This window comes from Candidatus Woesearchaeota archaeon (assembly GCA_021734105.1).
Classification (GTDB): domain Archaea; phylum Nanobdellota; class Nanobdellia; order Woesearchaeales; family SKGA01; genus SKGA01.
In genome coordinates this window covers 1-22372 of record JAIPJP010000010.1, presented here as the reverse complement: position 1 = coordinate 22372, position 22372 = coordinate 1, and the positions used below count along the sequence as shown (strand labels likewise).

At 33.8% G+C, this 22372-nt stretch carries 34 protein-coding genes and 3 tRNA genes; 16 read left to right on the top strand and 21 right to left on the bottom strand.

Features of this window, described 5'->3' with window-relative positions; translation table 11 throughout:
- The first annotated feature begins 23 nt into the window (after positions 1-23).
- The 8 genes from pta (at position 24) to K9M74_02715 (ending at position 4578) form a co-directional block, all read left to right on the top strand.
- Positions 24-1013 carry a phosphate acetyltransferase gene (pta, locus tag K9M74_02750; GenBank protein ID MCF7798797.1) on the top strand — a complete coding sequence of 330 codons (990 nt, stop codon included), beginning with the start codon at positions 24-26 and terminating at the stop codon, positions 1011-1013.
- Entirely contained in the window at positions 1010-2146 is a 1137-nt protein-coding gene (locus K9M74_02745; GenBank protein ID MCF7798796.1) for an acetate/propionate family kinase, read from the top strand. Before pta ends, K9M74_02745 begins: the two co-directional genes overlap by 4 nt.
- Positions 2147-2264: 118 nt before the next feature.
- Positions 2265-3041 carry a hypothetical protein gene (locus tag K9M74_02740; GenBank protein ID MCF7798795.1) on the top strand — a complete coding sequence of 259 codons (777 nt, stop codon included), beginning with the start codon at positions 2265-2267 and terminating at the stop codon, positions 3039-3041.
- A gap of 52 nt (positions 3042-3093) precedes the next feature.
- Positions 3094-3221 (top strand) — tRNA-Ser (locus K9M74_02735).
- 285 nt (positions 3222-3506) lie between these two features.
- On the top strand, positions 3507-3785 hold the full coding sequence (locus tag K9M74_02730; protein ID MCF7798794.1) for a DUF134 domain-containing protein: 279 nt from the start codon (positions 3507-3509) through the stop codon (positions 3783-3785).
- Positions 3786-3810: 25 nt separating this feature from the next.
- Positions 3811-4164, top strand: coding sequence for a hypothetical protein (locus K9M74_02725; protein ID MCF7798793.1), 354 nt, complete (start codon positions 3811-3813; stop codon positions 4162-4164).
- Positions 4165-4182: 18 nt separating this feature from the next.
- Positions 4183-4335, top strand: a complete 153-nt coding sequence (locus tag K9M74_02720) for a DUF5679 domain-containing protein (protein MCF7798792.1) — start codon at positions 4183-4185, stop codon at positions 4333-4335.
- Between the two features lie 109 nt (positions 4336-4444).
- Positions 4445-4578, top strand: a tRNA-Met gene (locus tag K9M74_02715).
- A 329-nt stretch (positions 4579-4907) separates the two neighbouring features.
- Here the strand turns inward: K9M74_02715 and K9M74_02710 are convergent.
- On the bottom strand, positions 4908-5303 hold the full coding sequence (locus tag K9M74_02710; protein MCF7798791.1) for an HIT family protein: 396 nt from the start codon (positions 5301-5303) through the stop codon (positions 4908-4910).
- Between the two features lie 256 nt (positions 5304-5559).
- Positions 5560-6648, bottom strand: coding sequence for a site-specific integrase (locus K9M74_02705; protein ID MCF7798790.1), 1089 nt, complete (start codon positions 6646-6648; stop codon positions 5560-5562).
- A 221-nt stretch (positions 6649-6869) separates the two neighbouring features.
- Here K9M74_02705 and K9M74_02700 point away from each other — a divergent pair, with 221 nt between their 5' ends.
- Both K9M74_02700 and K9M74_02695 read left to right on the top strand, forming a co-directional pair.
- Positions 6870-7010 (top strand): hypothetical protein, encoded by a 141-nt coding sequence (locus tag K9M74_02700; protein ID MCF7798789.1) that lies wholly within the window; start codon positions 6870-6872, stop codon positions 7008-7010.
- 56 nt (positions 7011-7066) lie between these two features.
- The gene (locus K9M74_02695; protein MCF7798788.1) at positions 7067-9454 is read left to right on the top strand and encodes an N-6 DNA methylase; all 2388 of its coding nucleotides are present in this window, start codon (positions 7067-7069) and stop codon (positions 9452-9454) included.
- A 1-nt stretch (position 9455) separates the two neighbouring features.
- Here K9M74_02695 and K9M74_02690 read toward each other — a convergent pair whose 3' ends face one another.
- The 7 genes from K9M74_02690 to K9M74_02660 all read right to left on the bottom strand — a co-directional run bounded on the left by K9M74_02690 (position 9456) and on the right by K9M74_02660 (position 11787).
- Positions 9456-9608 carry a YvrJ family protein gene (locus tag K9M74_02690; protein ID MCF7798787.1) on the bottom strand — a complete coding sequence of 51 codons (153 nt, stop codon included), beginning with the start codon at positions 9606-9608 and terminating at the stop codon, positions 9456-9458.
- A gap of 2 nt (positions 9609-9610) precedes the next feature.
- Positions 9611-9949, bottom strand: coding sequence for a DUF2958 domain-containing protein (locus K9M74_02685; protein ID MCF7798786.1), 339 nt, complete (start codon positions 9947-9949; stop codon positions 9611-9613).
- A gap of 11 nt (positions 9950-9960) precedes the next feature.
- Entirely contained in the window at positions 9961-10203 is a 243-nt protein-coding gene (locus K9M74_02680) for a hypothetical protein (protein MCF7798785.1), read from the bottom strand.
- Between the two features lie 3 nt (positions 10204-10206).
- The gene (locus K9M74_02675; protein ID MCF7798784.1) at positions 10207-10497 is read right to left on the bottom strand and encodes a hypothetical protein; all 291 of its coding nucleotides are present in this window, start codon (positions 10495-10497) and stop codon (positions 10207-10209) included.
- Positions 10494-10814, bottom strand: a complete 321-nt coding sequence (locus tag K9M74_02670; protein MCF7798783.1) for a hypothetical protein — start codon at positions 10812-10814, stop codon at positions 10494-10496. Before K9M74_02670 ends, K9M74_02675 begins: the two co-directional genes overlap by 4 nt.
- Positions 10802-11254, bottom strand: coding sequence for a hypothetical protein (locus tag K9M74_02665; protein MCF7798782.1), 453 nt, complete (start codon positions 11252-11254; stop codon positions 10802-10804). The genes K9M74_02670 and K9M74_02665 overlap by 13 nt, the downstream gene beginning before the upstream one ends.
- Positions 11255-11340: 86 nt before the next feature.
- The gene (locus K9M74_02660) at positions 11341-11787 is read right to left on the bottom strand and encodes a hypothetical protein (GenBank protein MCF7798781.1); all 447 of its coding nucleotides are present in this window, start codon (positions 11785-11787) and stop codon (positions 11341-11343) included.
- A gap of 19 nt (positions 11788-11806) precedes the next feature.
- Between K9M74_02660 and K9M74_02655 the strand changes: the two genes are divergently transcribed.
- On the top strand, positions 11807-12151 hold the full coding sequence (locus tag K9M74_02655) for a hypothetical protein (GenBank protein ID MCF7798780.1): 345 nt from the start codon (positions 11807-11809) through the stop codon (positions 12149-12151).
- A 180-nt stretch (positions 12152-12331) separates the two neighbouring features.
- On the opposite strand, the gene K9M74_02650 is transcribed toward K9M74_02655, so the two are convergent.
- Together K9M74_02650 and K9M74_02645 are read right to left on the bottom strand one after the other, a co-directional pair.
- Positions 12332-12481 carry a hypothetical protein gene (locus tag K9M74_02650; GenBank protein MCF7798779.1) on the bottom strand — a complete coding sequence of 50 codons (150 nt, stop codon included), beginning with the start codon at positions 12479-12481 and terminating at the stop codon, positions 12332-12334.
- Positions 12482-12495: 14 nt separating this feature from the next.
- Positions 12496-13422, bottom strand: coding sequence for a hypothetical protein (locus K9M74_02645; GenBank protein MCF7798778.1), 927 nt, complete (start codon positions 13420-13422; stop codon positions 12496-12498).
- Positions 13423-13663: 241 nt separating this feature from the next.
- On the opposite strand from K9M74_02645, the gene K9M74_02640 reads away from it, so the two are divergent.
- Positions 13664-14338: a hypothetical protein gene (locus K9M74_02640; protein ID MCF7798777.1), complete on the top strand. Its 675-nt coding sequence runs from the start codon at positions 13664-13666 to the stop codon at positions 14336-14338.
- On the opposite strand, the gene K9M74_02635 is transcribed toward K9M74_02640, so the two are convergent.
- The 7 genes from K9M74_02635 to K9M74_02605 form a co-directional block, all read right to left on the bottom strand.
- Entirely contained in the window at positions 14321-14923 is a 603-nt protein-coding gene (locus tag K9M74_02635; GenBank protein MCF7798776.1) for a type IV secretory system conjugative DNA transfer family protein, read from the bottom strand. The two genes, K9M74_02640 and K9M74_02635, sit on opposite strands and share 18 nt — an antisense overlap.
- Positions 14829-15146 carry a hypothetical protein gene (locus K9M74_02630; GenBank protein ID MCF7798775.1) on the bottom strand — a complete coding sequence of 106 codons (318 nt, stop codon included), beginning with the start codon at positions 15144-15146 and terminating at the stop codon, positions 14829-14831. Before K9M74_02630 ends, K9M74_02635 begins: the two co-directional genes overlap by 95 nt.
- A 2-nt stretch (positions 15147-15148) precedes the next feature.
- Positions 15149-15619, bottom strand: coding sequence for a hypothetical protein (locus K9M74_02625; GenBank protein ID MCF7798774.1), 471 nt, complete (start codon positions 15617-15619; stop codon positions 15149-15151).
- Positions 15620-15631: 12 nt separating this feature from the next.
- On the bottom strand, positions 15632-15889 hold the full coding sequence (locus K9M74_02620; protein ID MCF7798773.1) for a hypothetical protein: 258 nt from the start codon (positions 15887-15889) through the stop codon (positions 15632-15634).
- A complete protein-coding gene (locus tag K9M74_02615; GenBank protein MCF7798772.1) occupies positions 15886-16014 on the bottom strand; it encodes a hypothetical protein in 129 nt (42 codons plus the stop codon). Before K9M74_02615 ends, K9M74_02620 begins: the two co-directional genes overlap by 4 nt.
- A gap of 237 nt (positions 16015-16251) precedes the next feature.
- Positions 16252-16551: a hypothetical protein gene (locus K9M74_02610; protein MCF7798771.1), complete on the bottom strand. Its 300-nt coding sequence runs from the start codon at positions 16549-16551 to the stop codon at positions 16252-16254.
- 385 nt (positions 16552-16936) lie between these two features.
- A complete protein-coding gene (locus K9M74_02605; protein MCF7798770.1) occupies positions 16937-17143 on the bottom strand; it encodes a hypothetical protein in 207 nt (68 codons plus the stop codon).
- Between the two features lie 106 nt (positions 17144-17249).
- Here K9M74_02605 and K9M74_02600 point away from each other — a divergent pair, with 106 nt between their 5' ends.
- A complete protein-coding gene (locus tag K9M74_02600) occupies positions 17250-17606 on the top strand; it encodes a hypothetical protein (GenBank protein MCF7798769.1) in 357 nt (118 codons plus the stop codon).
- 168 nt (positions 17607-17774) lie between these two features.
- Here the strand turns inward: K9M74_02600 and K9M74_02595 are convergent.
- A tRNA-Ala gene (locus K9M74_02595) sits at positions 17775-17891 on the bottom strand.
- Positions 17892-17954: 63 nt separating this feature from the next.
- Between K9M74_02595 and gltX the strand changes: the two genes are divergently transcribed.
- Complete coding sequence (gene gltX, locus K9M74_02590; protein ID MCF7798768.1) at positions 17955-19670, top strand: glutamate--tRNA ligase; 1716 nt, start codon at positions 17955-17957, stop codon at positions 19668-19670.
- Between the two features lie 11 nt (positions 19671-19681).
- Here the strand turns inward: gltX and K9M74_02585 are convergent, their stop codons facing one another.
- Positions 19682-20248 (bottom strand): hypothetical protein, encoded by a 567-nt coding sequence (locus K9M74_02585; protein MCF7798767.1) that lies wholly within the window; start codon positions 20246-20248, stop codon positions 19682-19684.
- Positions 20245-20940: a diphthine--ammonia ligase gene (locus tag K9M74_02580; GenBank protein ID MCF7798766.1), complete on the bottom strand. Its 696-nt coding sequence runs from the start codon at positions 20938-20940 to the stop codon at positions 20245-20247. The genes K9M74_02585 and K9M74_02580 overlap by 4 nt, the downstream gene beginning before the upstream one ends.
- Positions 20941-21075: 135 nt before the next feature.
- Between K9M74_02580 and K9M74_02575 the strand changes: the two genes are divergently transcribed.
- The gene (locus tag K9M74_02575; protein ID MCF7798765.1) at positions 21076-21246 is read left to right on the top strand and encodes a DUF1931 domain-containing protein; all 171 of its coding nucleotides are present in this window, start codon (positions 21076-21078) and stop codon (positions 21244-21246) included.
- A gap of 495 nt (positions 21247-21741) precedes the next feature.
- Positions 21742-22260 (top strand): peptidylprolyl isomerase, encoded by a 519-nt coding sequence (locus tag K9M74_02570; GenBank protein ID MCF7798764.1) that lies wholly within the window; start codon positions 21742-21744, stop codon positions 22258-22260.
- Positions 22261-22372: the final 112 nt, after the last annotated feature.

Sequence of the window (22372 nt, the reverse complement as noted above, 5' to 3'; positions counted from 1 at the left end):
TGCATATATCCTGTGGTGATACGATGGCGTTATTAGATACGTTAAAAAAAAGAGCGCAAGAAAATCCGAAGCGAATAGTTTTCCCTGAAAGTACTGATGACAGGGTGTTAAAGGCAGCAGCAACTATTCTTGCCGAAGGTATTGCGCATGTTATTCTTCTTGGCGATATTGATAAAATAAAATGGCGTGCTGGAGAACTTAATCTTGATATTTCAAAAGCAGAACTATATACTCCTTGTGATGATGTAAGAAAAGATGAGTTTGTAAATTTTTTGCTTAAAAAACGTGCGCATAAAGGAATAACTAAAAAAGAAGCTGAAAATCAAGTTTGTCAGGTAACAACATTCGGTGTGCTTATGGTTGCAAAAGGTTTAGCAGATGGTGTTGTAAGTGGTGCAACGATTGCAACAGCTGAAACGCTTCGGCCAGCACTACAAATTATTGGTATAAAAGAAAATACAAAACTTGCATCAAGCTTTTTTATAATGAGAACGCCCCAAGAGAAAACGTATTTCTTTGCTGATTGTGGTTTTGTAATTAATCCTTCAGCCGATGAACTTGCATCGATTGCTATTGCAACCGCAGATTCTGCAAAGTCGTTTGGTTTTGAGCCAAAAGTTGCCTTGCTTTCGTTTTCAACAAAAGGAAGTGCAGAAGATGAGCTTGTACAAAAAGTGCAAATGGCAACAAATACAGCGAAAACTCTTCGTCCAGATCTTTGTATTGATGGGGAATTACAACTAGATGCTGCAATTGTGCCTAGTGTTGCACAAAAGAAATGTCCTGATTCTCCATTAAAAGGAGATGCAAATGTTCTTATTTTTCCAGATTTACAGTCAGGAAATATAGGTTATAAGTTAGTGGAGCGTTTTGCTCATGCTAAGGCCATTGGTCCTATTATTCAGGGTTTGCAAAAACCAGTAAATGATTTAAGTCGGGGTTGTAGTCCAGATGATATTGTTGCTGTAACGATTTTAACCGTTATAGAAGCACAACGAGGAAGTGAAGAATGAATGTGTTAGTATTAAATAGTGGAAGTTCATCCTTAAAGTTTCAAATTATTGATACCAAAAAAGAACAAGTATTTCTCAAAGGTCATGTTGATGGTATTGGTCTTAATTCCTGTAAAATAATAATTAATAATAAGGAGCATAGCAAGAAAATTAAGAATCACGCTCAAGCAATTTCATTTATTTTTTCTAAAATTGACATGTCTTTAGTTCACGCTGTTGGTCATCGCGTCGTACATGGTGGCGAGTATTATACTTCGGCAACAAAAATAACTGCAAGCGTTCTGAAGCGAATTAATCAGTTAAGTTCTCTTGCACCATTACATAATCCTTCAAATCTTGCAGGAATTATTGCTGTAAAAAAATTATTTCCTAAGCTTCCTCAAGTTGCGGTTTTTGATACGGCATTTCATCAAACGATTCCTCCTGAAGCGTTTATGTATGGCATTCCTTATGATTATTACAAAAAATATAAAATTCGTAAATATGGGTTTCATGGAACGAGTCATAAATATATTGTTGCGCAAACAAAGAAATTATTAAACAAACGCACTATTAATATGGTTTCTTGTCATATTGGTAATGGTTCAAGTATCACGGCGATAAAAAATAATATCTCTATTGATACGTCTATGGGTTTTACTCCTCTTCCTGGAATTATTATGGGTACGCGTAGTGGCGATATTGATCCTGAGATTATTGGTTTTTTAGAAGAAAAAGAACATTTGTCAACTGCTGAAGTTAAATCTATTCTGAATAAAAAAAGCGGCCTTTTGGGTGTCGCTGGAAGTAGTGATATGCGTGTACTTCATGATCGTGCAATTAATGGTGATAAGCGAGCAAAGCTTGCGATTGCTATTTTGGCGTATGATATTGCAAAATATATTGGTGCGTATGCGGGTATTATTGGCAGGCTTGATGCTATTGTGTTCACTGCAGGTCTTGGGGAAAATGCTTATTATCTTCGAGAAAAAGTTATGAATTATTTTATTGCGCGAAATATTGTTTTAGATAATGTAGCAAACAAAAAAAATAATGTTGTTATTTCCTCATCGTCGTCTATTGCCAAAGTGTTGGTTATTCCAACTAATGAAGAATTAATGATTGCAAAAGAAACAGCTGTTTTGTTGAAATAGTTTATTTTTATTCGCGCTTTTTTGGAATACGAACGCATACAAAACTAGAAAAACACCACTAACAAATAGTAACAAAATAGGAACATTTATAAACTCTAGGGCCTTTAATATTAACATAATGACTAAAAAACACCTACATACGGTAGATAGTCCTTTAGTGAGTGGCTTGTACACTGCGATTGCTCCAGTGATGAGTCCAGATATGTTTTTTTCAGGTGGTATGAGTGCACAATTATTTTTGCCTCCAAACCTTCGTAGGGATAGTTCTGATATTGATATGAACGGACTTCAAAGATTTTGCGTGCAAGAATTTGTTGATTTTTTAACTCCTGCACTTACTGAGTTTAAAGCTAATGGTTATGTTTTTAACGCTAAAAAAAGACATTACACGCTTGATGTTGACATCTCAAATGATGATGAAGTTATTATATTGCAATACCCTAAGAGATCTCTTGCTTCTCAAAAGAAATTAGATTATACTCTTCAACGAGAATCTGCTCATGCACAGACAATTCCTTTTGAAGAAACCTTAATTAGAGTAATTTCTGCTGAAGATTTGCTTGCAAGAAAATTACTTCGTTCTAATCGTTTTAAATCTGATTACAAGTTACCTACTCCTTTGATCACCTCTTTAGACGAAGCAATAGATGAACTTAATGTGTTAAAAGAAGAATATACTATTAATCGTTTTAATTTTGATCCTAAAGAATCTGCTAAGTATGTTGCTCGAATTCGTCTGTATGCAGATATGTTTGATATTGTGGCAATTGCAAATAATTGTCGTTTGGACAAAAATTATTTTATGGAGGCTGCTGATGACTATCAAGCTTTAAGTGGCCAAAAAGAAGCATTAGTAGATAAATTAACTTCTTATAATTCTGATGTTTTTCGTTAAGCGTTTATTTTTTAAATTGTTCGTATCTTATTTTTATGAATTAACTATTTTTGCCGTGATCGCATAATCTGGTATTGCGCTGGTCTCGAACGCTGCGAATTGGTGACTAGTTTTTACCAAGCTTCGTTTCGAGATAACCAGTTCCTTACGGAATTCCTGGTTCAAATCCGGGTCGCGGCGCTTTTTTGATTTCTTCTCTGAGAAAACTTTTTGTTTGTTCAAAAAGCGACGCACACGAATTGTGCCAAAAAACAAAGTTTTTTGTGCCACAAATCCGAATGTTTAGGATACCGCAAGTTAATTATTAACTTTTTTGCATACCAAACTGTCAAAGTAATGTTTAGCACACGCTCAAAACTTATTGTTTTTTATTCCTCGGCACAGAATCTATTTTGCATACATATGCAAAATAATTTCTTAACCAATCCAAACTTATTTATACTTCTTTTTGCATAATTATGCATTATGACTCGTCCTCCTAAGGAAAAAGTTATTGCCTTTAAGCCCAAGGCTTCGCATTTCATCCCTAGAGGCGTTTATCTCTCTGAATTAGAAACAATCAGGCTTTCACTCCAAGAAGCAGAGAGTTTACGTTTAGTCCATGTAGAAGGCTTACAACAGACGCTGGCAGCCCAACACATGGGTGTGCATCAATCAACCCTGCAGCGAATTCTTGCTAAAGCAGAAGCAAAATCAGCTCGAGCACTCATCAATGGCTGTGCTATTCAAATAGGAAACGCTTAAGTACTCTTAACAGTAAGCTCTAGTAATGTCTGAGCGTATGTTTTTCCCTTTAGCTACGAATGATGGGGTTGATTCTCTCATCGCAGATCAATTTTCGAACGCTCCTTTTTTTGGATTGTTTGATTTTGAAACACAGTCGTTTGTAGTAATTGATAATACGGCGCAACAAGATAAGGATAATGTAGCAGCAATTGAAGTGATTGTACGTACAGTAAATCCAACAACGATATTTGTAGAATGTTTAGGCCAAAATATTATTCGTTTGTTTCAAGAACGGGATATTAAGGTAGTCAAGGCAACGTACAAAACCGTTCGCGAAGTCATTGAGCATCGCGAAGAACTTCATGAACTCGAAGAAGATTGTGAGGAAATAAAATAATTCGGAGGAATCAAAAAAATGGTAGAAGCATATTGCGTTAAATGTAAGGAAAAGAAAGTAATGAAAGATCCTAAACCAAATAAAATGGCTAATGGTCGAGATAGTGTAAAAGGTGTCTGTCCTGATTGCGGAACAGGAATGTTTCGAATAGGTAAAATGCCTGAAGAGTAAATTAAATAAGCTGCTCTAAGCAGCATTTTTCTTTTCTTTTCTTGGATTATTTTTTTAGCCTGACTAAAGCTTTATAAATTCCTTATTTATTCTGAAAGTAGAATTATTCGCGGGGATAGTTCAGCCTGGTTAGATCGCCACGCTCATAAACGATCTTGAGCGATGAGTCATCATTTATGTTGACAATGATTATCAAGATGTGGTGTACCGTGGAAGTCGGGGGTTCAAATCCCCTTCCCCGCACTTATTTTTTTCTTCTTCGTTAGAATTGTTTGATTGGATTTGAATTTGTTCCTTTGGTGCCGAAAATTTGTTTGTTTTCGTGCACAAATCCCCTTTCCCGCACTTATTTTTTTCTTCTTCGTTAGAATTGTTTGATTGGATTTGAATTTGTTCCTTTGGTGCCGAAAATTTGTTTGTTTTCGTGCACAAATCCCCTTCCCCGCACTTATTTTTGGTTTTCTTTGAGTTTTTGTATTTTGTTGGGATTTGTAACGTCTGAATGCAGTCTGTTGATTGGCTGTTATGGAGCCCCTCTCCCGCACGTATTTTCTTGGTTTTTTTCTAAGAATTTAATCAAGTAGGTTAATAATTTTTTCAGCTTGTAGTACTAAATCATCTGGTGTTGCTTTGCCCTGCTTAAAGAAATATAGATGGTCTCCTTCATAGCGAGGAATCAGGTGCGTGTGTGCGTGTGCTACATCATCGCCCCAGACAGCAAGTACTATCTTTCGAGCTCCTAGTGCTTGTTTAAGTGCGCTTTCTAGCTTTTGTATGGTGGGGAAATGCGCTTCACTCACTTCTTTTGGAAAATCAAATACTTCCGGGTAATGTTTTTTAGGAATAAGTAGCGTATGCCCCTTGGCCACAGGATTGATGTCAAGAAATGCGATGAAGTGTTCGTCTTCGTAGACCTTTGTTGCAGGGATGTCTCCTGTGACGATTTTACAAAATATGCAGTTTTTCATAATGTTGTCCATTAAGTTATAGTGTTATTTAAACCTATAAAATTACCGTTTAGTAGTAATTAGCGAGAAGTTTATAGAACACGACAAATAAGTGCGACACTGAATCGTAAATTTTTACTTTAACGACTTTCTTAACTTTTTTGTGATGACTGTCGGTTTTTCATCCTTTAAGTCATCCTGTTACCTTTATAAGCATACGTCTATATAACTTTTTCGTTTTTAAAAGTAACAAAGAAAAAGAAAGAAAAAAATAGACTTATTGCGTTGTTGCGTGTGCAAAAGTGTTTTTATGCTCTTGTTCTGCTTTCATTTTCATCATTGCGTTAAATTCTTCTGAAAGCTTTTGCTCTTTATTTTGTCCTTGCATTGTGCTTAAGAATTGAGCCATTTGAGAGAAGATATTTGCCATATTGTTTAAGTCCATTCCTGCTGGAATATTCTCTCTTATGCCATAGTGTGCTTTTGGTTTGTCCTCTTCTTCTCTTCCGTAAAAACTTCTAAATACTTCACTTCTTGACTGCCTCTTTTTGGGGTTTGCGTCAAGATATGACATAGTAGATGTTATTGAAACATGGTCTGCATGGTCGTATGCTTCAAAAAGCCCTTTTTCTTCTAAAACCGTTTGCAAACTTAAATGCCTTATTGAGTGAATTGTGCAACGCCTTAAACTTTTGACTCCTGCCTCTTTAATCTTAAAATGTTTAAGGGTTTTATATCGTTCAGGGTCTATTGCCCTCGTTGTGCTTTCATTTGGTAGAATTGTGATTTTTTTGATTATAATTTCAACTTCTTTGCCCTCTTGTTCAACTTTTCCATAAAGATTGAATGTTTGAGGTTTATTAGAAATATTGATTATTTTATAGAGCATTTTACTTTGCCCATAAACTGTGCCATGTCCTGCACTATCTCGTGCCATTTCAAAATGTCTTTCGGCTGTTCTGACGGTTATGTGCTTTGTTTTGCTACTCATCCCAAAGAAGATATAACTGCCACTATGCTCTATTTGAAATTTATACTGCTTCGTATGTTCTCTTAATCTTTCAAGAAGTTCAGGAGTTAAGTGTTTGCTCGTTTCCATTGGTTTTTTTAATTTCTTTCTAACCACATAATGCACGACACCATATTTTAAATCTAAATCTGTCTCGTGCAAACAAATAATTTCGCTAATTCTTGCTCCTGTTTCGTAAGACAATAAAAAAAGATTTTTGAAATAATTAATAAAGAAAGGATGTTCTATATCCTCAATCTTATCAACTATATCTGCTAAAACTTTCTTTGATATTGTCTTGCTTTTTATCGCCAATCCCATTGGTTTTAAACTCCTACTTGGTTTTATTAATCTCATTTTCATTACACCCCCTTTTTTAAAAAAAGATGTAATGAAAATTGCATAAAATCCCTAAATTTGTTTTGTTAATTTTAGGGATAAATTTTCAGCTGATTTATCCCACTAAGTTTAAGGTATTAGTGTAATACTTGTATTACATAACTAATATATAAATTTTTCTGGAAACAAAAGATTTATTAAGTAATATGTGTATTACAGTAACATGAGGTGTTTTTATCATGGGTGACCATACTGTTACCATCAGAAATTGTGATAGAAATATTTGGCTTGATTTTGTTGCCAAATGTAAAAAAGAAAGAAAAACTGCTTGGGAAGTTCTTGAACCAATATTAAAAGAATATGTTAAGAAAAACAAGTAGTTGCTACTACTAAGTGTAGCAATAAGTTGATAAACAAACACTAATTTATTAAAAATATGGTTGTGTTAAAAATGAAAAAAGAAAGTTCCGAAACGGATGTAATCTTTAAATTAATTGCTCCTTTTATTGAAAAATTAGGTTATTCTGAAAAAATAAAAAATGAAATTGAACATGAAAAATCATTAGAAGTTGGTAGAAGCAAATATGTTTTCCCAGATATAGTTATTAATATTAACAATATTCCTGCTATTGTAATTGATGCTAAAAAAACCTCCGAAAATTTAGATTTATATGAGAGGCAGATTATTTCTTATGGATTATTATTAAAAGCTCCTTATTCTGCTTTATGTAATGGAGTAACTTTTAGAGTTTATGAAACACAAAGTGAAAAAATTGTTTGGGAAAAATCGTTAGATAAGTTACCTAGTTTTTTATCAAAAAAGAAATTAGAATCTAAATTACATCAAACAATAGATACTGTTTCAGAAGAAAAAATAGCAGAAGCTAAAAAAACACTTCTTGTTTTTGAAGGAATAAAAGAATTTTCTACTATATTATACAGATGTGAAGAAATAATAAGAGATAATGATGGTTTAACAGGAGCAGATGCCTTTGATGAAATTAGCAAATTATTATTTACAAAAATGTTTTTTGAAAAAAGAGCAATTGATACAAAAATAAATGAAATGTCGATTAAAAATGTTAATGATAGAGGCGGAGTAAAATATGTTAAAAATTATTTATTTAAAGAGGTAGTTGAAAACAATAAAGATATTTTTATTGGCGATGAAAAAATTGAGTTAGAAGATAGAACTGTTTTAAAAATAATTGATTTTTTAGATGGATACACTCTAATAAAAACAGATATAGATGTAAAAGGAAGAGCATTTGAAATATTTTTAGGAAAGACATTTACAGGGGGGTTAGGACAATTCTTTACGCCGAGAACAATTGTTAAATTTGCAGTTGGGTTTGCAGACCCTGAAATAAATTCAACTTTACAAGGAAAAAGCGAACCTTATCTTATATGTGATACCAGTTGCGGAAGTGGAGGGTTTTTGATAGAAGTATTCCAACATTTAATTAATAAAATAAAAAAATTACCTCAAAATAAACAAGATGGTCTTATTGAAAGATTATCGAAACATCAAATTTATGGAGTAGATATTAACCCTCGTTTAGTAAGGGTTGCAAAAATGAATATGGTCTTGCATGGTGACGGTCATGGTGGAATATATAAAAATAGTGGATTACTAAATATTAAAGAAGTAAAAGAAAATACTTTTGATTTAATTGTGACTAATCCTCCTTTTGGAAATAAAGATAAAGGGAAAGTTTTAGAATTATTTGAGTTAGGAAAAAGAAATAATAAAATAATGAAAGAGCAATTAAGAGAAGTATTATTTGTTGAGAGGTGCATAAACTTACTTAAAAAAGGCGGAGAACTAGCAGTTGTTTTGCCTGATGGAATCTTAAATAATGAGCAATTAAGTTATGTGAGAGATTTTATTAAAAGAGAAACAATAATAAAAGCTGTTGTTAGTTTGCCTGATAGAGCATTTAAGGCATCAGGGGCAAATAGTAAAACCAGTTTATTATTTCTAAAAAGAAAATTATCTGATGATGAGACACAACCCCCTATTTTTATGGCAATGGCTGAAGAAGTAGGTTTTGAAAGAAAAACTAAGCAAGCAAAAGAAATAGATGAAAATGATTTGCCAAATATTTTGAATGTATATAGGTCATTTAAAGCAAGTAAATCTTTTGAAAATCTGAAAAATAAAAAAGATATTTTAGAAATATTAAATGATAAACCTGCTTGTTTTCTTATAGGCGAAAATTTATTATCTTCAAGATTAGACGCAACCTATTATTATTCAAAATATGTTTTTGAAATAGATGGCGAAGACTCTTTAGTAAAAGATATTGCTAAATTATCAAGAAAAATTATTAATCCTAAAAAAAATCCAACAAACATAATTAAATATGTTCAGTTTAGCGATATTGAAAAAAAATTAGGAAGTATCATTAATATAGAAGAATTGTTAGGAGATGATGCACCTTCAAGAGCAAAATTAAATGTTGATAAGGGAGACATTATTTGTGCAAGAGTAAAAGATAGTGAAGAAAATGTTGCAATAGTGAATCAAGATTTAGATAAAGGTGTAGTTTCAACAGGGTTTGTAGTTTTAAAACCTAAACCGCCAATGACTTCTGAATGTTTGTATGCTTTATTAAGATTAAAATCTACTTTAAATCAAGTTAGGTGGAAATCCTCAGGAACAATAATGCCTGCAATTAGTGATGATGAATACTTAGAAATAAAAATACCTAAGTTAAATAATAAACAAATTGAAAGAATTACAAAAGAAATAAAAGAAGTTGAAACACAAAGAGAAATGATTAAACATAAATTACAAGAATTTTCTGTTAAAATAAAATAAGTTAATTCTTTTTATCTTTTAAGTATTTTGTTAGTTCTTGCACACTTTCTGTGTTTTTTTGTAGTGTTTTTTCAAATCTGAACATGAGATAAAAGCACATTGCAATAGGAAAGCCCATGTTTCCAATTAGGTTTATTATTTCGCTTTCTATCATTTTTATAAGTCATCCAAGAAGTCTTTATTTTGTTCTTCTTTCATTAGTTCTGAAAACTTTTTTGGTTTGTATGGTGTTACTGAATAGATGTCCCTATCTACTTCTACGAATAATTGTTTTAGTCCGATTAATTCTTTTAGTGATATATAACCCCATTCTGAACCCATTGGCGATATTACATATCCAAACATGGTGTCATAGTTTTTGTGGTTTATTTCTGCAATATACCAAGTCCATGAGCCAAGAAAGAATTTAAGATATATTTTTTTATCTTTGACATTTTCTTGACTATACAAATCAGGAACTTTCTCTAATTGCTTTAATGTTGGTTTATTCCACATAACACTAACCTCTATATGAATCCGTCAAGAAAATCTTTTGCTCTTGTGCCTTTTCGTGGTTTTCTTTGTCCGTAATAATCCCCAGTATGTCCGTATCCTTGTCTTTGTTTTTTCTTTAGGTGGCTTTTTGCCATTCTTTGACGGTCTTTTTTTAAGTCTCTTTTTGAGTGTCTTCTTCCATGAATAACTATTGCTCCGTCTTTTCTATGATATACCCATCCGTAACCTTTATGATAATGTATTTTATGAGGCATTTTTTACCACTCCCTTATACCCTTTTTTGCTTTGGCTTTTTCTTTGATTTCTTCGGCTTTTAGCTCGACATTTTCAAAGATTATTTCTTCTTTTTTCTCAAGTTCTTTGAGTATGCTTTCTTTGTTTAAATCGTCATCATGCAGGTCATTAACCTCTACAATCTTGACTATTTTTTCTTTGCTTGATTTGATTACTTCTTTAGTTTCTAAATTCAAATCTTGAAACATTGGCTCGTCTGTTTCTACATAAGCGATAATTTTCTCGTTTTTCCTTACTGCTTTTGTGATTTTCATTTTAGCACTATTACCTCTATGTATGCGTTGCCTGTAACTCCACAACTATATAGCGTTGAAACTCTGCAATCTATCTCTATGGTTGCTCCCTCTTTGAGTGTCATGTAGTTGCCTGTGCTTGGACTTACACCTACCCAAAAACGAATGTCACCATATCCTGTTGGATTGTGCAATATGAGTTTTTTACAAGTAACACCAAAAGAATATGAATTTATGTTAGTCCATTGAGGAATACTTATTCTTGCCATGTTGTGAATGTCAAGACCATTTAAACGACTATTAACAGGCGTTGTTTCAGGGTTAGTTATTTCTGCCATGATGGAAACACCCCCATTGGAGCAATCTTATCATAAGCTTCAAAGAGTTGCCCATTAACTAACATTTTTTGCATATTTGCATTAAGCTTGTCAAAAATATCTTTCTTGACAACAAAATAAGTATAATCCCCGTAACAATCCCCATCAGTTAAGAAAACCGTAAATCTAAACTTTTTTTGCGGGTCTATTTTTACAAATGTTGGAAAGTTTAGTTTTAATCTACCGTATGAATCACATCTGCCTGAACGAATCCCTTTAAGAGAAGCGTCTGTATTAAGCCCCATGTAAGCAATACAAATAAGCGGTCTGTTTCCACTAAGATTTATTTCTTTGACAAAATAATATTCATCTTGTGGCGGTTTTAAGTCTATATTGCCTGTTGCATTTGCATAAAACTGCTTGAATACTGTTTCAAATAAATGAAGTGGATAGTCTTGCATTTTCTTTTAATTCCTCTTGCTTAAAAATCCTAAAATCGTTATTGCTCCTGCAATTATTCCGATTATCGTTGCTATTTCGTTGAGTTTCATTTTTTCCAAATATACTCCTTTGTCAAGTAATATGCCAAAACTCCTGCTCCTGCAAGTAGCAAGAAATTAGGTTTTTTCTTTTCCTTAATGTTCAAAGCCCCTGTTATTTGTTCGTCTTGCTGACCAAAAAGAGCTGTTTTAAAATCATCAAAAGTTTTGCCTATGATTCCTTTTTCTTTGACTTCTTTAGCATGATTTTTTATGCTTCCAAGAATAAAACCGCCTGTTTTTTTCGCAATGTTTAACCCTGCTTTTGCTGGTTTTGTTGCTATGCTAAAACCTTTTTTTAGTCCTTTTCCAATATTACTAAACAACTTACGGCTTTTTGTTAAGACGCTTTTTCCTGCTCCTCTCATTTTTGAGAATAAACCTTTTGCACTTCGCCCCATTTTCTTTGTGCTTTTCTTTGATACTCTTCCTATTCTTGAGGTTGCTTTTCTCAAAAAACTTGAACTTTTGTGCATGACTTTTTTAGCTTTAGATTTATATTTAGAAAGTCGAGACGAAACGCTACTCTTTGCTTTTCTAAAAAAGCTTTTCACACTTGAAAGTCTTGATTTTTTCTTTACTGCTGGTTTTGAATATGACTTTTTTGAATATGATTTTGTTGAAACTTTTGGTTTTGGTCTTGAGTATGTTTTTCTTGTAGTAATTCTTTTTTTTACTCTTGAAAAAGTCTTTTTTGCTCTGCTTGAAACTCTTTTTGCTGTGCTTCTAACTTTCTTTGCGATACTTGAAAGACGAGATTTTAAACTACTTCTTTTCTTTGTGCTTCTTGAACGAGATTTAGAACGGCTTTTAGAGTAGCTTCTCTTTGAACTTCTACGAGTTGATTTTCTTGAACTCTTCCTGCTTTTTCTTCTTCTTGCCATTATCCTTTAACCCCAAAACTTGCGAGAACTAACAAAATTCCTGCTCCTGTGGTTGCAGGTTCAGGAATGACAATCATTACAAAACCCACAAGTAACATAAGGAATTTTACGCCTCTCATTTTTGCCCTTTAAACTCCTTTAGCACAAACAATAAACCGATTATAGCTACTGCTAACATAGTCCAATTAACAGAAGATAAAACAGGTTTATCGCCACCGCCACCGCTTATTTTTGGCGGTATGACGCTAAAATCAAACCATACCAAAGTAACTCACCCCCTTACTCATTTGGCAAGATGAGTTCTTGAGTTACTACGCTGATGTTGGCTGTTCCTGTTGGTGTTCCACAATTAATTTTTAACTCAAAACTTGACGCTTCGCCTGTATCTATTGGCTCACTTCCGCCTAAGTCAAAGTCAATCATGGTTACGCCATTTTCAACACTTTCAAGACCGTATTCTGTTTTGTCATCTGCCCTGCTCATGTCAAACCTTTCTTTTCTGACTGTTTGCAGTCCATTAAGTAAAACCTCAAAATCTGTGCATAAAGTGTTGCTTTGAACCCCATTATCAACAAGTTTTAGGAATATTTTTTGATAGACATTTCCAAGAGGAAGTTTAATCGTTTGCACTCCTGACGCTGTTACATCTTGCACGATTTCAAACTCTTTGATTACGCCCATATTTTGAGCTTCAAGACCCATTTCTTCAGGGTTTCCCTCTTCTTCGACTGTTACATCAAGATAAGCCCAATCAATATTAAACCCTGTTCCTGAATCAATATCTGTTGCTTGACCCCATGTTATAACTAACTGCAAAGTGTTAAGTTCTTGTGCAGGAAGTAAGGTATCAAGTTCATCTCTGTCAAGGTCAAAATCAATATAAGTGGTTGCACTAAAAGACTGGTTGCTCTGTGACGCACTCGCTGGTGTTTGCACTTTTTCGGGTGTCGTTCCGCTTTGGTATTTATCCATAATATAAGAATTAGCAAAGCTTACGCTTTTGATGGTATCTTTACCATTTGCGACTATTTCCATTCGTTTAATTAATTCTGTTGGGTTGTTTTCGCTTCGAGAAACTGCTGACCCTGAATCACATTGACCTCTAATCCTACAAGTAAGCTTTTTTAGAAAACTATCTTTAGGAATTTCAAGAGTGCTTTTTCCATTTGCAGAATATGACAAACTGCCTAAAAATCTTTTGTGCATAACCATTTTTATTTATCCCCCTTTTACAAATATTGATTTATTTGCGGTATCCTCTTCGCAACTGCCACAGCAACAATAGCAATAACAGCCACAATCATAATGCTCTTTGCTTTCATAGTATCAAACCCCCATAAAACTTTAATCTACAAAATAATAGAGAAATTGCTAATAAAACATTAATGCAGAAATATTGCGTATTTGAATAAATATTTTTAAATAAGGTTAGGTTTTACCAGTGTGTATGGATTGGAATATCGTTTTTTCAGGAGTTGTGGCAATAGCAACAGTAGTTTATGCTATTCTTACTTGGAAATTAGTCTCTGAAACAAGAAAGATGAGACTTTCCCAATTTATGCCTCATATTTCTGTAACATTTGAACCTCGTGAGGAATGGATAAATTTTATCGATTTGAAAATAAAAAATAATGGTTTAGGGTCTGCATATAATATTAAATTTAAATTGCTTTCAGATTTAGATTATGATGATGGCAAAAAGCTTTCAGAAATGAATTTAGTTAAGAATGGATTGAAATATCTTGCTCCTAATCAAGAGATAAGGTTTTTTTATACCAGTCTTGCGGATAATTCAGAATCAAAAAAAGAACCAATTAAAATAAAAGTAATGTATAAAGATGTTCTTGGAAAAATTCATAAAGAAGTTTTCATTATTGACTTTTCAGAACTCTTTGGAATGTCTCAATTAGGCGAACCGCCTTTATACAAAATTGCTAAAAATATTGAAAGTATGCAAAAAGATATACATCATCTTTCTACTGGATTTCATAGATTAAAAACAGTAGTTTATACTAAAAAGGATATTCAAGAAGAAAATAAGCAACATCTTAAAGCTATTGAAAAAGTTAAAAAAGAGTTAAATCTGAACAGAAGAAACAGAAAACTACATCTTCTTGATTGATTTGTAGAATTTTATTTTTTTGTCGAATATTGAGAACATTAGGAAATAGTAGTATTCTATGTTTTTGAGTTTTTCTGCTTCTGTTCCTAAGAATTCTTTTAGTTTGTTTATGTCGTTGTCGAGGAATTGGTAAAAGCTTATTATATATTCGCTACTTGCTAATATGTCATTATGCACATTTGCACATCTTTGGCTTATTCCCATAAATCCTATGCCAAGACTTGCTCCTACGGTTACTATTGCGTTTAAGTAGTATGGTATGCTTGATTTTGTGCAGAATTTATGGACTTCATCCACTATTAAGATTATGTTTGTTAGTTTTTGAAATATTGTTTGGCATATTTCGTTAAAGTTTTCTTTACTTAAATCGTTTGGTTGTATGACTATTTGAGAGTATCCTCTTTTTAGTGATATTAGAAACTCTTTTTTTGTATGGACTACTATTCCAAAGCTTGAATATTCTCTTTTTATATCGTATATGATATAGTTTTTAAGCTGTCTTATGAGATATTTCGCAAAGTTGGTTTTTCCGCTTTGGGTTTTGCCTGTTATGAATATTCTTTGATTGGTTTTTATTTTTATCATTTTCATTAAGCAAGAAGTTTATTTTTTCTTGAATTGTTTTTAGTGTTTCTTTTGTTTTTTCTTCGTTTTCTTTAGCAAAATAGTAGAGTTCTGGCATTTTTTTAAGTAGGTAATCAGTTGCATTAATTGGTATTCCCATTATGCTTATTTTTCCCAATTCATGCTTTTTGATTAGTTCTTCTATTTCATAATAGACTTTTAGCAATCGTTGTTTATATTCCATTTTCATAACCTCGCTAATGTTTGCGTAAAGTCTGCTGGTTGATTCTCTGTTTTTGGTTGTGGTGTGTGGTCGTTTTCTATTGGTATGTATTTCTCTTCTTTTTCTTCGTTTGTTTCTTGTGCTTTTTTGCTAAAGAAATTTACTTGCAGGATATCGCCCCAAAGCATTAAGTAGGTTGCTTCTGCTCCGTATTTTTCTACGAATTGCCATTTATCCCATTTTTGCATTATTCTTGCTCCTGATTCGTCAAGAAGTTCTCTTTTTTCTTCTTCTACTTGCATTTTGGCAACAGAAAATATTATTGTGTGGATTGTTTTAGCAAATGTTTTGTATTCTTCGCTTTGTCCTGTGATTTTTGGCTCTTCAAGAGTTGTTTCTTCTGCTTGTGGTTCTTCTTCTATTGGCTCTTTTAGTATTTGGCTTTCTTGCTCTTCCATTTCGATTTTTGGAGTTTCAAATTCTTCTGTTTTCATTTTTATCAACTCCTAAAAATCAAGGTCGTCAAGAAAGTCGTTTCTCTTTTCTTGCTTTGGCATTGGCATTGTTTTTTGTTCTATTGGTTTGTTTATTGGTTTTGGTTCTTCTTTTGTTGTTGTTTGTGGTCGCATTTCTTTTTCAAGTGAGAACGCTGATATTTTGTTTATTCTTGTTGAAAAGCATTTGCTACATCTTGGTTTTTTTGCTCCGCTAATAAATTCGTGTTCGCAATTTACACATTTGAATTTTTGATATTCTTTGCTCATTTTTTTAGCCCCCTTAATAGTTCTTTTTTGGTTAATTGACTATATGCTTCATTGTTGAGAATTGCTTTGACATAAGGGTCTTTTATGCACTCCTTACAAAGCCATATTCCCTTTTGTCTTCTCATTGTCCTGTGTTTTTGGCATGATAGACATTTTTTCATTTTTCAATTAAAAAAATAATAAGAGCCATCAAATTGATGGCATCAAATTTTGTTTTCTTTTTTTAGCACTTCCTCGATTGCTTGTAGTCTTTTGTCAAGATTTTCAAGACTTACACCGTTTTGGCTTGTTGTTGTTTGCACTTCTTGTTTTGGTTGGTTGTTTTGTTCTTCATTCATTTTTTTACACCTCGTTTTTTTTGTTTAGAAAATGTCATCAGGGTCTATGCCCATCTCTCTTAGTTCCTCGTCTATTTGGCAACGCCTTTGCATTTTTGACGCTACATTTTTGCCTATTTCTTTTCTTTCGTGAATCAAAAGCTGTGCTTTCCAGTCTTTGTATTCAGGTTTGTCCATGAGATAGATGACTACTAAACGCCTTATTAGTTGAGAGAGTGCATTTTTTCCATGTAGTTTGATATATTGCTCTACCAAAATTCTTGCAGGGTGTCCATTTTCCCCAAAGTTTATGGTTTTGATTGCATACTTCTTTGGTTTGCCCATTTTTTACCTCTTTTTGTCTTAATAACTCCACTTAATAACAAGAAACCCAAACCTTATGGTGTTACTAACTTTGATTATTTTTTCAGAACTATTGAGCAAACAGCTACGCAAACAACTACTTTTTAAGAGACTTAACTCTAACTTAAATCTCAAGTAACTACTTTTTTGCTCTGTTTGGGTATGTATCCGCTACATTTTCGAATACATATCATTAAGTCCTGATTTTCTTATTAACTCCACTTATTAAGTGAAATTTGGATTTCTTGAGTATGATTTTTAGGAATTTTTTGAGAGTGCTTTCTGTTTTGATAGTAGGTTAAACAGAAGTCTCTTAATTCCGGAAAATTGATTAGTCTTCTAACTCCATGACAAGAAGAAAGAAGAATCAAAGAAGACCACCCCCACAGCCCTCTTTGATTCCTGTTTCTTGTGTTGGATTGGCGAAATTTGTCAAGAAACAGCGTAAATTTCCATTATATTCTTGGTTACAGACTTCTAAAGCCCATTTAATTAAGAACAGCTCATTTTGGTAACAAACAGCGTTTTCAGGGGTTTTATTTGGGGTTTTCTCATATTTTTGCACTTTTACCACTCTCCATTAAGGAAAGTCGTTTTGAAATGCAATTTACGACACACTGTCGTTTTATCACTGGATTGTCGTAAAATTTATAAACTAACGCTTATTTATCTTTTATATCATGGACTTTACAAAATTTATTCCTGGTATCAAGCCGTATATATGTAATGGCAAAGAAAGTGAACATTATGTTATTTTGCCTGATGGATCGTTAAGCTATAAATGTTTAGGTCTTAAACCGCCTACGAAACCATACTGTTTATTTGATGATTTAAACATTCCTTTAGAAAACCGTTTTGCTCTTTCAGATGAGGATTATTTATTGGCTTTTCTTGACGTCGCAAAAAGTCGTGATAAGGTCAATGGTGCTAACATTGAAGCAGCTATGTTTGCAAAACCGCCTTCATCAAAGGAGCGATTGCCTGCTAAATCCATACTTGATGCGCATCTTGGCGTGCTTTCTTCTGATTTTTTATAATTTTTTTTATTCTTTTTATCGTTATAATTTTAATTTTAGTTCTGGTCGAGCAGGGATTCCTTGCGCGGGGCGCAAAGCTAGGAATGTTAATGACGTAGTCTAAGCTTTGCGTGGGTGCAAAAAATATTTGATTTTTTAACATGTTCAAATAACGCCGAGTTACTGTAATGGACGAGCCGGGATTTGAACCCGGGATCACCCGATCTTTGGACATAAGACTCTGTCAAAGTGACACTTCTTTATTGTATGCCAACCGGGCATTCTACCGAACTGAACTACTCGCCCAGAAAAGGATCTTCTTTTTGTATTTACAAGAAATTTATAAAGTCTTCTTTCCCTCTAGGTGGTATGGAAGATATCATTAGACGTTTAGCATTAGAAAACGCAGTCAAATATGGCGGTCAAGCAAATCCGAAAGCAATTGTTGGTAGTCTTATCAAAGAATTTCCCGATGCAAAAAATGATATGCAGGGAGCAATGCAGCTTATTAACAAAATAGTTTCTGAACTAAATGGTCTTGCAGTCAACGAGCAAAAAGCAAAACTTCTTCAATTAAATCCTGAGTATGAACAAGAGCAGCAAGCAAAAAAACAAGAGCGAAAAGAAAAAGCAGGAGAATTACCTGAATTACCAAACGCCGAAATGGGAAAAGTAGTTACTCGAATTGCACCAGGCCCTTCTAAATTTAATCACCTTGGTCATGCAATGAGTTTTCTCATCAATTATCTCTATGCAAAAAAGTACGAAGGAAAAGTTATTTTTCGTTTTGAAGATACCAACCCTGATGCGGACGCTCAACTATATGTCGATGCAATGCAGGAAGATTGTTTTAATTATTTAGGTATTAAACCTGACGAAACAATTTTTGCAAGTGATGACATTCCTAAGTTCTATGAGTATGTCGAAAAATTACTTAATGAAAATCACGCGTATGTATCTGATGATACAAGCGAAGAAATTGCTCTGCAAAGAAGAGAAATGAAACCTTCAAAAAATAGAGAAAAGACTGTCAAAGAAAACTTATCTTTATGGTTTGATATGAAAGAAGGAAAAATAAAAGATTTTACTGTTCGTCTAAAAATTGATCACGCTCATAAAAATGCTGTTATGCGAGATCCTGTTATTATGCGTTCTAATACTACTGAGCATTATAGGCAAAAAAACAAATTCAATGTTTGGCCGATGTTTGATTTTGAAAATCCAGTTGAAGAAGGTTTAACTGGAGTAACGCACGCTATGCGTAGTAATGAATTTGATTCAAGAATTGAACTGCATAATTATGTTGCAAAACTCCTCAACTTTCCCGAAGTGCTCTACAAACATTACGGCCGATATAATGTAGTTGGAGCAACGACCCAAGGTCGAGAAATCAGAGCTCTTATTGAATCAGGTGATTTCATCGGTTGGGATGACCCTCGTTTAGTGACGCTTCGAGCTTTGAAGCGTCGAGGAATTGTGAAAGAAGCATATTATGAACTTGCTAAAAAAATTGGTTTTAGTAAGACGCAAACTAATTTAGATTATAGCGTTATAGCTGCTGTAAACAGAAGTCTTCTTGATGAGTCTGCCTATCGTTTCTTTGCTGTTGTTGACCCTATTGAAATTGCAGTAGCAGGTATTCCTGAGGATATTAAAGAATTTTCTTTATCTTATCATCCGCATAAGGAAAAAGGAGAACGAAAATTAGCAGTAACAGAAAAATATTATATTGAGAAAAAAGACAATCAAGAAATTCCTATTGGTCAGACGGTTCGATTTATGGACGCGATGAATATCAAAAAGATTAGTGAAGATGAATTTGTTTTTGTGAGTCAATCCTATGAGGATTTCTTGGCGTTAGGCAATGATGAAAAGGCAGGTCTTATTCATTTCGTTCCAAAAGATGGTAATGAAGTCTTGGCTGAAATTTTTATGCCGGACACAAAAACACTTCCAGTGATTTGCGAGCCAAACATCGACAAAATCAACGTCGGAGATGTTATTCAATTCGAACGTTTCGCATTCTGCAGACTTGATACAAAAGAAGAGAATAAAAAACCAATCTTTTGGTTTACGCACGAATAATTTTTTACTTTTTATTCTTCTGTTTGTGTTAAGAATTCTGCAATTACATTTTTCTTGTCGACTTCTGGGTGAAATTGCATTCCCCAGATAGGTTTATTTTTATAGCGATAAGCTGCGATGCCAACTTTACTTGCTAAGAGTCCAACTAGCTCATCATTTCCTAAGGGTATTGCTCGAATGCCTTGTTGATGTAAGAAATACACTTCTTTTCCATCAAGCTTGCTTGTTAACTCATCTTCGACCAAATTTTCAACAACCAGCGACCCAATTTCTTTTACTGTTTCCAGAACACAATCTTGCGGTAACAGCAGTTCTGCTCCTGCACAAATACCCAACATTGGTACGTTCATTTCAAACAAAATGGTTATCTTGTCTTTATATTTGAGAAATTTATTATCTTGATAGGCAGTACCACTAATGATTATTTTATCAGCAACAATATCTGTAGTCAACTCACTAATGTGTATAACAATTGGTGTTGCTTTCGCTTCGGCGACAGTATCTACAATTGGCCGAACAAATTCTAATTCGTAAATGGGTAACGTTTTATCTACGGTGCTAATAACAAGAACGTTCATTGGCGCGCCTCAAGCTCTGCTTTGGTGACGTGAAATGTTCCTGCGTGATTTTCATACTCAATTTCTGACCCCTGCACGCTGATACGCTGAAAAAAGAGCGGGCAGGCAACAACAAGCGTCTCAATTTCTCCACCTTCTCCTGCTGGATTGAGTTGGAATTGTTCTTGGAGAGAAATGAGTTGTTTAATCATTGGTGCATCAATTGTTTTTCCTAGCCACGTCTCATCAAGTGGATATCCATATACTCCTGAGATAATCACTTCAAATTTGTTGTCTAATAATTCGTGAAGTAATTGAATTTGATTTATTTGCCAGAGAGGATTCATCGCCCAGAGTTCTTGTCGTGCACAAATTTTTTGCACGCGACTTGCTTGATATTGTGAAGCAACCGCTCCAGTCACCACACCTTCAATTCCAAATTCTTGTTTTGCTTGCACAATTGCTTGTTCTAAATCATCGAGTTCTTTTTCTTTCTCGCCTTTGGTGTGTGCGATAATGAGTGGAATTTGCATGCTTTTGGCTTGCAAGTCAACAAGGTTGATGTTTGGCGTATGAAACATATAACTTTCTTTGTTTTCAGATTTAATAGTGATAGCACATACCACATCATGCTCCTTACTAGCTAGATATGCTGCGTAAAGGGCGTCTTTTCCGCCAGAGAGGAGTATTGCTAGTTTCATTGTCTTTTCCATAGGAAGCAGAGCTTATTTATAAATAAATCTCTTGACATGCTCTTCTTAATAGAAATCTTTAAATAGCTCACTCCTAGAATTCTTCATAGACAGCGTCTAAGACGTTAGAAAACACATTTTGTGAGGTGTAAACAAATGGCAGATTTATTAGTAGTAAAAGCAAAAATTAAAGATGTTATTGGCGATTATAATGTTGCTGGCGATTTTGCAGATGAATTGGACAAAATCGTTCGAGAATCAGTTGCTAAAGCTGTGAAAAGAGCTGAAGCTAACGGTCGTCGAACAGTCATGGCAAAAGACCTTTAGGTCTTTTTCCATTTTTTTCTTTTTATTTATTTTGTTCCTTTCTTCTTGATTTTTCCCCACTACACTTTCTTGAAATTTCTTGACCATAAGTTACACCTTTTTGCTCAAAGTTTTTTTGCAAAATTATTTTTTTCAGCAGAGTCGTGTATGAGTTTTACTTATTATTATATTGTTGAGCCTATGTTTCAAAACATAGTATTCGCATACCAACATTCTTTTTATAGTAGTTTTTCCAGAATGATAATTAGTGAAGCAGACGTGTTCTGCGGCGTGTGTAGGTGAGTATTATGGCAGAAATTAGTTACAAAGCAAAATTAGCAAATAAGTCTTTAACAGCCTTCTTTGACGAAGAAGAAGACGAAGAATAAAACTTTCACAATCCTTCTTTTCCTTCCTTTGTTAATTATTTATTACGGGTTCATTTTCTATTCGCCACAATCTTTAAAAGGTAGCCTTGGTTAGTTCTTTTAAAACCCGATAGAGGAGTTGTATATTATGGCAGAAAAAGTAGAAAAAGGACATTTTGTCCAGTTACATTACACCGGCACGTTCAAAGATAATGGCGAAACATTTGATAGTTCTGAAGGGAAAGATCCTTTAGAAGTACTTGCAGGCCAAGGCATGCTTATTAAAGGATTTGATAATGCTCTTGTTGGTATGCTTGAAGGCGAAGAAAAAGAAATTGATATCGTAGCTAACGATGCATATGGCCAGCCAAATGAGGAGCTAATCAAAGCCGTTCCTAAAACTGATTTAGGTGATGGTATGAAGCCTGAAGTTGGTATGACTATTGGTATAAGGGCACCTACAGGCCAAGTGTTTCCTGCAACTATTAAAGAAGTAAAAGATAAAGAACTTGTTATTGATGCAAATCATCCTCTGGCAGGAAAAGACCTTCATTTTAAGCTTAAAGTCATGACGACAAGAAAACCTACAAAAGAAGATATGGCCAAGTTCATGCCGCAAGGAGATAGTTGTGGCGAGGACGGTTGCGATAGTTGTAGTGGTTGTTAACGCTACAACCCAGTGAATTTCAGTATGAAATTTTAACGTGTTTGTAGTGGTTGTTAACGCTACAACCCAGTGAATTTCAGTATGAAATTTTAACGTGTTTGTAGTGGTTGTT

Coding starts and splice junctions, on each gene's coding strand:
- K9M74_02630 (MCF7798775.1), bottom strand. CDS start 15,146: ATGGAATATAAACAACGATTGCTAAAAGTCTATTATGAAATAGAAGAA.
- K9M74_02670 (MCF7798783.1), bottom strand. CDS start 10,814: ATGGCAGAAATAACTAACCCTGAAACAACGCCTGTTAATAGTCGTTTA.
- K9M74_02620 (MCF7798773.1), bottom strand. CDS start 15,889: ATGAGCAAAGAATATCAAAAATTCAAATGTGTAAATTGCGAACACGAA.
- K9M74_02725 (MCF7798793.1), top strand. CDS start 3,811: ATGTCTGAGCGTATGTTTTTCCCTTTAGCTACGAATGATGGGGTTGAT.
- K9M74_02625 (MCF7798774.1), bottom strand. CDS start 15,619: ATGAAAACAGAAGAATTTGAAACTCCAAAAATCGAAATGGAAGAGCAA.
- K9M74_02635 (MCF7798776.1), bottom strand. CDS start 14,923: ATGATAAAAATAAAAACCAATCAAAGAATATTCATAACAGGCAAAACC.
- K9M74_02705 (MCF7798790.1), bottom strand. CDS start 6,648: ATGAGATTAATAAAACCAAGTAGGAGTTTAAAACCAATGGGATTGGCG.
- K9M74_02745 (MCF7798796.1), top strand. CDS start 1,010: ATGAATGTGTTAGTATTAAATAGTGGAAGTTCATCCTTAAAGTTTCAA.
- K9M74_02675 (MCF7798784.1), bottom strand. CDS start 10,497: ATGAAAATCACAAAAGCAGTAAGGAAAAACGAGAAAATTATCGCTTAT.
- K9M74_02730 (MCF7798794.1), top strand. CDS start 3,507: ATGACTCGTCCTCCTAAGGAAAAAGTTATTGCCTTTAAGCCCAAGGCT.
- K9M74_02720 (MCF7798792.1), top strand. CDS start 4,183: ATGGTAGAAGCATATTGCGTTAAATGTAAGGAAAAGAAAGTAATGAAA.
- gltX (MCF7798768.1), top strand. CDS start 17,955: ATGGAAGATATCATTAGACGTTTAGCATTAGAAAACGCAGTCAAATAT.
- K9M74_02575 (MCF7798765.1), top strand. CDS start 21,076: ATGGCAGATTTATTAGTAGTAAAAGCAAAAATTAAAGATGTTATTGGC.
- K9M74_02680 (MCF7798785.1), bottom strand. CDS start 10,203: ATGCCTCATAAAATACATTATCATAAAGGTTACGGATGGGTATATCAT.
- K9M74_02615 (MCF7798772.1), bottom strand. CDS start 16,014: ATGAGAAGACAAAAGGGAATATGGCTTTGTAAGGAGTGCATAAAAGAC.
- K9M74_02580 (MCF7798766.1), bottom strand. CDS start 20,940: ATGGAAAAGACAATGAAACTAGCAATACTCCTCTCTGGCGGAAAAGAC.
- K9M74_02695 (MCF7798788.1), top strand. CDS start 7,067: ATGGTTGTGTTAAAAATGAAAAAAGAAAGTTCCGAAACGGATGTAATC.
- K9M74_02700 (MCF7798789.1), top strand. CDS start 6,870: ATGGGTGACCATACTGTTACCATCAGAAATTGTGATAGAAATATTTGG.
- K9M74_02665 (MCF7798782.1), bottom strand. CDS start 11,254: ATGCAAGACTATCCACTTCATTTATTTGAAACAGTATTCAAGCAGTTT.
- K9M74_02640 (MCF7798777.1), top strand. CDS start 13,664: ATGGATTGGAATATCGTTTTTTCAGGAGTTGTGGCAATAGCAACAGTA.
- K9M74_02655 (MCF7798780.1), top strand. CDS start 11,807: ATGACTTTTTTAGCTTTAGATTTATATTTAGAAAGTCGAGACGAAACG.
- K9M74_02685 (MCF7798786.1), bottom strand. CDS start 9,949: ATGTGGAATAAACCAACATTAAAGCAATTAGAGAAAGTTCCTGATTTG.
- K9M74_02600 (MCF7798769.1), top strand. CDS start 17,250: ATGGACTTTACAAAATTTATTCCTGGTATCAAGCCGTATATATGTAAT.
- K9M74_02710 (MCF7798791.1), bottom strand. CDS start 5,303: ATGAAAAACTGCATATTTTGTAAAATCGTCACAGGAGACATCCCTGCA.
- K9M74_02740 (MCF7798795.1), top strand. CDS start 2,265: ATGACTAAAAAACACCTACATACGGTAGATAGTCCTTTAGTGAGTGGC.
- K9M74_02585 (MCF7798767.1), bottom strand. CDS start 20,248: ATGAACGTTCTTGTTATTAGCACCGTAGATAAAACGTTACCCATTTAC.
- K9M74_02645 (MCF7798778.1), bottom strand. CDS start 13,422: ATGCACAAAAGATTTTTAGGCAGTTTGTCATATTCTGCAAATGGAAAA.
- K9M74_02570 (MCF7798764.1), top strand. CDS start 21,742: ATGGCAGAAAAAGTAGAAAAAGGACATTTTGTCCAGTTACATTACACC.
- K9M74_02610 (MCF7798771.1), bottom strand. CDS start 16,551: ATGGGCAAACCAAAGAAGTATGCAATCAAAACCATAAACTTTGGGGAA.
- K9M74_02690 (MCF7798787.1), bottom strand. CDS start 9,608: ATGATAGAAAGCGAAATAATAAACCTAATTGGAAACATGGGCTTTCCT.
- pta (MCF7798797.1), top strand. CDS start 24: ATGGCGTTATTAGATACGTTAAAAAAAAGAGCGCAAGAAAATCCGAAG.